The organism is Dialister micraerophilus DSM 19965, assembly GCF_000194985.1.
Classification (GTDB): domain Bacteria; phylum Bacillota; class Negativicutes; order Veillonellales; family Dialisteraceae; genus Dialister; species Dialister micraerophilus.
Map to the genome: position 1 here is coordinate 1267211 of NZ_GL878519.1, position 5294 is coordinate 1272504.

Consider the following 5294-nt stretch of genomic DNA (forward strand, 5'->3'; position numbering starts at 1 on the left):
AAAGGCAGATGTTATCTGCCTTTTTATTGTTTTTTGATAAATTTTGATATAAAAGGATATGTGATAAAAACTTGTTTATCAACTGATTTAAATAGATATAATAGGAAAAATCGAATAAATTGGTATTGTTAACCTATAGTCATTTGACAAAAAGTCTATCTATGGTAGAATAACCGACATAGGAGAGGTGATTATGGCAGTTTTTAGCATGAAAAAAGCAAGAGCAATATTTTTAGGAACAATCATTATTACATCAACTATGATGAATTCGGTATCTGCTTTTGGAATTAATGAAACAAACAATAAAATTGAATACAAATCTATTTCTATATATGATGGTGACAAAAAGATACCATTTAAAACTAATGAATCTGATTACAGAAAAGTTTTAGATGCGGCAGGGATAAAGTTAAGTTCTTATGATAAATTTTGGGCCAGTTCAGGGAATGTAGAAGACGGTTCTGTTTTGGTAATTGAAAGAGCAATTCCTGTAAAAATTAATTATAAGGGAAGTATTCGTGTTATTTACACAACACAACAGACAGTGCAAGGTGCAGTAAATGATGCTGGATATGATTGGCACAAAATTATGCCTGTTGAAGACGGACTTTCTCGTGTTCGTTCCGGTATGGAAATACATGTTATACCATATGAAGTAAAGATTGTAGAAAAAACGGAAGAAATTCCTGTATCTTATGTAAAATGGTATGATTCCACTTTGAATAGTGATGAACAAGTTGTAGTTCAAGAAGGACGAACAGGAATAAGAAATACCAGAGTTGAGGAATTTATTTCCGATGGTAAAGTTATAAAAACGGAAGTATTAAAATCTAAAGTGATTGATGAAGGTGAAAAGGGAATAGCTAAAACCGGAAATCAAAATGGTACAGTAGGTTGGGTAAAGGTAATGTCTGCTACCGCTTATCATCCCATGGATGGAGATGGAAGAGGAATTACCGCTACAGGTACAAGGGCCGGTCATGGTGTAGTGGCTGTAGATCCTTCTGTGATACCTTTAGGAAGTAAAGTGTATGTGCTCGGATATGGTGAGGCTGTAGCGGAAGATACAGGTGGAGCAATTATAGGTGACAGAATAGATTTATGTATGGACACATATTACGATTGCTACGCGTTCGGTAGAAAAAATATTGAAGTATTTGTACAGTATTAATAAAAGTCGGCTATGCCGACTTTTATTAATACTGTATTTCTATGATATAATTAAGACTCAGGAGGATTTATGATTACCGTAGTTGTAGCTTTTTTTATTGTAATATTTGATCAACTGACGAAATATTTGATTCAAAATTTTATGCAATATGGTCAAACTGTTCCTGTTATTCCGGATGTGTTTCACCTTACATATATAATTAATCGTGGAGCGGCATTTGGAATTTTACCTCATAAAGACTGGTTTTTTTTGAGTATTGTTTTTATATTATTTTGTATATTTGTCATATATAGAAAAAGAATACCTATAAAGCCGATATATTTTTCTATAGGAATAGGATTACTTCTTGGAGGAGCTTTTGGAAATGCAATAGATCGTGTGCGTATATCCGGAGTTGTAGATTTTTTAGATTTAAGAATTTGGCCTATTTTTAACGTAGCAGATGTTGCTATTTGTATTGGAGTTATGTTTATTGTTTATTATTTTTGGAGACATAATTAATGAATATACATATATATGAAGTAGATGAAAAACAAGATGGTATGAGACTTGATCAATTTTTAAAAGAAGTAAGCGGATTAACACGCTCTGAAGTTCAAAAATGGATTAAAGAGGGATATGCGATATCATTACCAAATCGTATGGTAAGATCAAATTATCATATTTCAGATAAAGAAAAAATTCAATTTTCATGGGAAGAAAAGAAAGAAATTGAATTAATACCTCAAAAAATAAAGCTGGATATTTTATACGAAGATGAGCATATTATTGTAATTAATAAATCTAGAGGAATGGTAGTTCATCCCGGAGCAGGCAATATCGATAATACTTTGGTAAATGCATTACTGTATCATTGTGGAGAAAGTCTTTTAAAAGTTGGAGAAAAAACTCGTCCCGGAATAGTTCATCGATTAGATAAAGACACATCAGGTGTTATGGTAGCAGTTAAATCCGATATTGCGTATGAAAAAGTAAAAAATGAAATAGCAACACATGAAGCCAAGAGGACATATTTGACATTGGTACATGGACAAATGGAGGGGCCTGATGGAAAAATTGATTTACCGTTGGGAAGAAGTTTAAAAGATAGAATGAAATGGGATGTGCAACCTAAAACGGGTAAAAATGCGATAACACATTTTCACGTTTTGGAATTTATGCCTAAATATTCTTTGCTCGAATGCAAATTGGAAACAGGTAGAACACACCAAATTCGTGTTCATATGTCTTATATAGGACATCCGGTAATAAATGATCCATTGTATGGTAGAAAAAAAGATAATTTTCCGATACAAGGTCAAGCACTTCATTCCTTTACTTTAGAATTAAAACATCCTTTAACAGGAAAAATTATGAAATTTGAAGCACCGCTTCCGGAAGATATGAAAAAGTGTTTGGAAATAGCAAGAAAAGAAAATATATAAATTATATTTTGACAATTTAATTTGTATTAAGTAAACTTATATAAAAGTGAGACAATACGGGGACGTACCGGCTTCGACATGGAGTCTTTGTATCATAAATAGCGAGTCGGGATTCCATCAACCCCGTAAAACGGTGGAAAAATATAAAAGCAAAACAAGAATTTGCTTTAGCAGCTTAATGCTAATGTCTCACTAAAGTTTTCCTGTGGCTTTTTTGAGGCATCAACTAACAGGATACCGATGTATAATGTTCAGTAGTACAGAGGGAAACATAACTGAACTCGATGAAAATAGTTCGTTATCGTACGATTTTTCATTTAAATAAAAACGATAACTGCACTCGGAGAAGTTTATGGGGCAGGCTTTTTGGACAGGGGTTCGACTCCCCTCGTCTCCACCAGTAATTGAACAGAGCGATTTGCTCTGTTTTTTATTTTTTATTAATTATGATATAGTTATAATAGTATATTTAAAAATGTTGATTTGTAGGGGGTTATTATGATTAAATCTATTACCGGAACAGAAAAATTTGATTCTATTATTGCTGAAGGAGAAACTATTGTAATGTTCAGTGCACCTTGGTGCGGATATTGTAGAAAAATAAAACCTGTTGTAGAAAAAATATCTAATGAAATAACTACACCGATATATATTGTAAATACTGATGACAATCAAGAGCTTGCGGAACGTTACAGTGTAGAAACTATACCATATATAACGATATTTAAAGAAGGTAAATTTATTGATGGAATTATAGGATACGGAACTGTAGGATATGTACAATTGAAAGAATTTTTCAGTAAAAGTTTAAAATAGATATTTTAAGTGGTATGATTGACTTAGGATTGTTTAAGTAGTTTTGTTGTGCGGTAATTGGAGGTAACTTTGAATATTAAAAAGATATTGGAAGATATAAATAAAACAAAACCTTTAGTTCATCATATTACTAACTATGTAACGGTAAATGATTGTGCAAATGTTACTTTGGCGATTGGAGGTTCGCCGGTAATGGCGGATGCAATTGATGAAGCGTCTCAAATGGCATCAATAGCATCATCATTGGTTTTAAATATAGGAACACTTAATGCAGATAAAATAAATTCGATGATAAAAGCCGGTAAAAAAGCAAATTCATTAGATATTCCGGTTGTATTTGACCCTGTTGGATGCGGAGCAACCGCTTTTAGAAATGAAATGTCGGAATTATTGATAAAAAATGTAAATATGTCTGTTATAAGAGGAAATTTATCTGAGATACTTGCATTATCTGGTAAATCTGTTGTTACAAAAGGTGTAGATTCTTCAGATATAAGTATCAAGAATTTAAATGAATATTTAAAAAATATTGCCGAAAAATTTAAAACTGTAATTGCAGTAACAGGGAAAGTCGATAGAATTACTGATGGTGAGAAAATTGTTGAAATTTATAACGGTTGCAAAGAAATGTCTAATATCACAGGCTCAGGATGTATGTGCAGTTCTTTAATCGGAACTTTTGTAGGTGCAAATAAAGATAATATATTTGAAGCTACCGTTGCTGCTATTTTAACTATGGGAATTGCCGGTGAAAATGCTTGGGATAAATACAAATACGAAGGTTTAGGACATTTTCATATGGGAATAATAGATGAAATAAGTAAAATTACCCCTGAAACTATAGAATTGAACGGTAATTGGAATGAAAAATAATATAGATTATACTTTATATCTTGTAACCTATAATCATGTTTCTGATTTTGAAAAATTCTGTTATAAAATTGAAAAAGCAATTTGTAATGGAGTGACAACTGTACAATTACGTGAAAAAAAATTAGAAACAAATTTATTCTATAAAAAAGCTTTAAAAGTTAAAGAACTTACTGATAAATATAATGTTCCGCTTATTATAAACGATCGTATAGATATAATGCTTGCGATAGATGCTGCAGGTGTACATTTGGGTCAGTCCGATATGCCTGCAGATATTGCAAGAAAAATAATAGGACAAAATAAAATACTTGGAATTTCAGCATCAAATCTAACTGAAGCAAAAAAAGCTTATGAAGATGGAGCAGATTATTTAGGAGTAGGGGCAATGTTTGCCACTCAAACAAAACCGGATGCGGATGTCACAAGTATGAAGGAACTAAAGAAAATAAGAGAAAACGTTGACATACCTATAGTTGTAATTGGAGGAATAAATTGTAAAACTATTTCGCTTTTTTCAAAAATTAAAGTTGATGGATTTGCAGTAGTATCCGCAATAATGAGTGAGAAAGATTCAGGCAAAGCTAGCAAAGATTTAATAGAAGAAATACAAAAAGTAAAAATACGGTAATGAGTTAATCACATTACCGTATTTTATATGGATTAATCTCATAAAATAACCATGCCATTATTTACACAAGCGGATTTTATATTATCTAATGTATAAGCACGTGCCAAATTACCTGCAACGACATATTTTTGTTTGTATCTATTTGTTGAGCTTAACTCATTATATGTAATTTATATTGTTTTGTGCGATAATTCTGTTTTTAATTTAATATTTTAGTGTTTTTATGGTTAATTCAGATTATATTAAATTTGTTTTTAAATCAGTGTTTGACAAAAGCTTATTAGACTGATATCATACATAAAGTATTTTCAAATAAAAGTTAATTTATATAGATTTGACAGATAATTGAAAGTATGGTATATTATTGGAGTCGCATAAAGAG

At 31.3% G+C, this 5294-nt stretch carries 6 protein-coding genes and 1 other RNA gene; all 7 read left to right on the plus strand.

The features are described 5' to 3' along the window. Positions 1-193 precede the first annotated feature (193 nt). The 7 genes from HMPREF9083_RS06040 (at position 194) to thiE (ending at position 4912) form a co-directional block, all read left to right on the plus strand. A complete protein-coding gene (locus tag HMPREF9083_RS06040) occupies positions 194-1171 on the plus strand; it encodes a 3D domain-containing protein (RefSeq protein WP_007556508.1) in 978 nt (325 codons plus the stop codon). A gap of 69 nt (positions 1172-1240) precedes the next feature. Further along, the gene (gene lspA / locus HMPREF9083_RS06045) at positions 1241-1672 is read left to right on the plus strand and encodes a signal peptidase II (protein WP_007556509.1); all 432 of its coding nucleotides are present in this window, start codon (positions 1241-1243) and stop codon (positions 1670-1672) included. Continuing rightward, positions 1672-2595, plus strand: a complete 924-nt coding sequence (locus tag HMPREF9083_RS06050) for an RluA family pseudouridine synthase (RefSeq protein WP_007556510.1) — start codon at positions 1672-1674, stop codon at positions 2593-2595. Before lspA ends, HMPREF9083_RS06050 begins: the two co-directional genes overlap by 1 nt. Before the next feature lie 58 nt (positions 2596-2653). Beyond that, positions 2654-2995: a transfer-messenger RNA gene (ssrA, locus tag HMPREF9083_RS06350) on the plus strand. A gap of 98 nt (positions 2996-3093) precedes the next feature. Further along, positions 3094-3411, plus strand: a complete 318-nt coding sequence (locus HMPREF9083_RS06055; RefSeq protein WP_007556511.1) for a thioredoxin family protein — start codon at positions 3094-3096, stop codon at positions 3409-3411. A 69-nt stretch (positions 3412-3480) separates the two neighbouring features. Next, positions 3481-4284 (plus strand): hydroxyethylthiazole kinase, encoded by an 804-nt coding sequence (gene thiM / locus HMPREF9083_RS06060; protein ID WP_155800649.1) that lies wholly within the window; start codon positions 3481-3483, stop codon positions 4282-4284. After that, positions 4274-4912 carry a thiamine phosphate synthase gene (thiE, locus tag HMPREF9083_RS06065; protein ID WP_007556514.1) on the plus strand — a complete coding sequence of 213 codons (639 nt, stop codon included), beginning with the start codon at positions 4274-4276 and terminating at the stop codon, positions 4910-4912. The genes thiM and thiE overlap by 11 nt, the downstream gene beginning before the upstream one ends. Positions 4913-5294 lie beyond the last annotated feature (382 nt).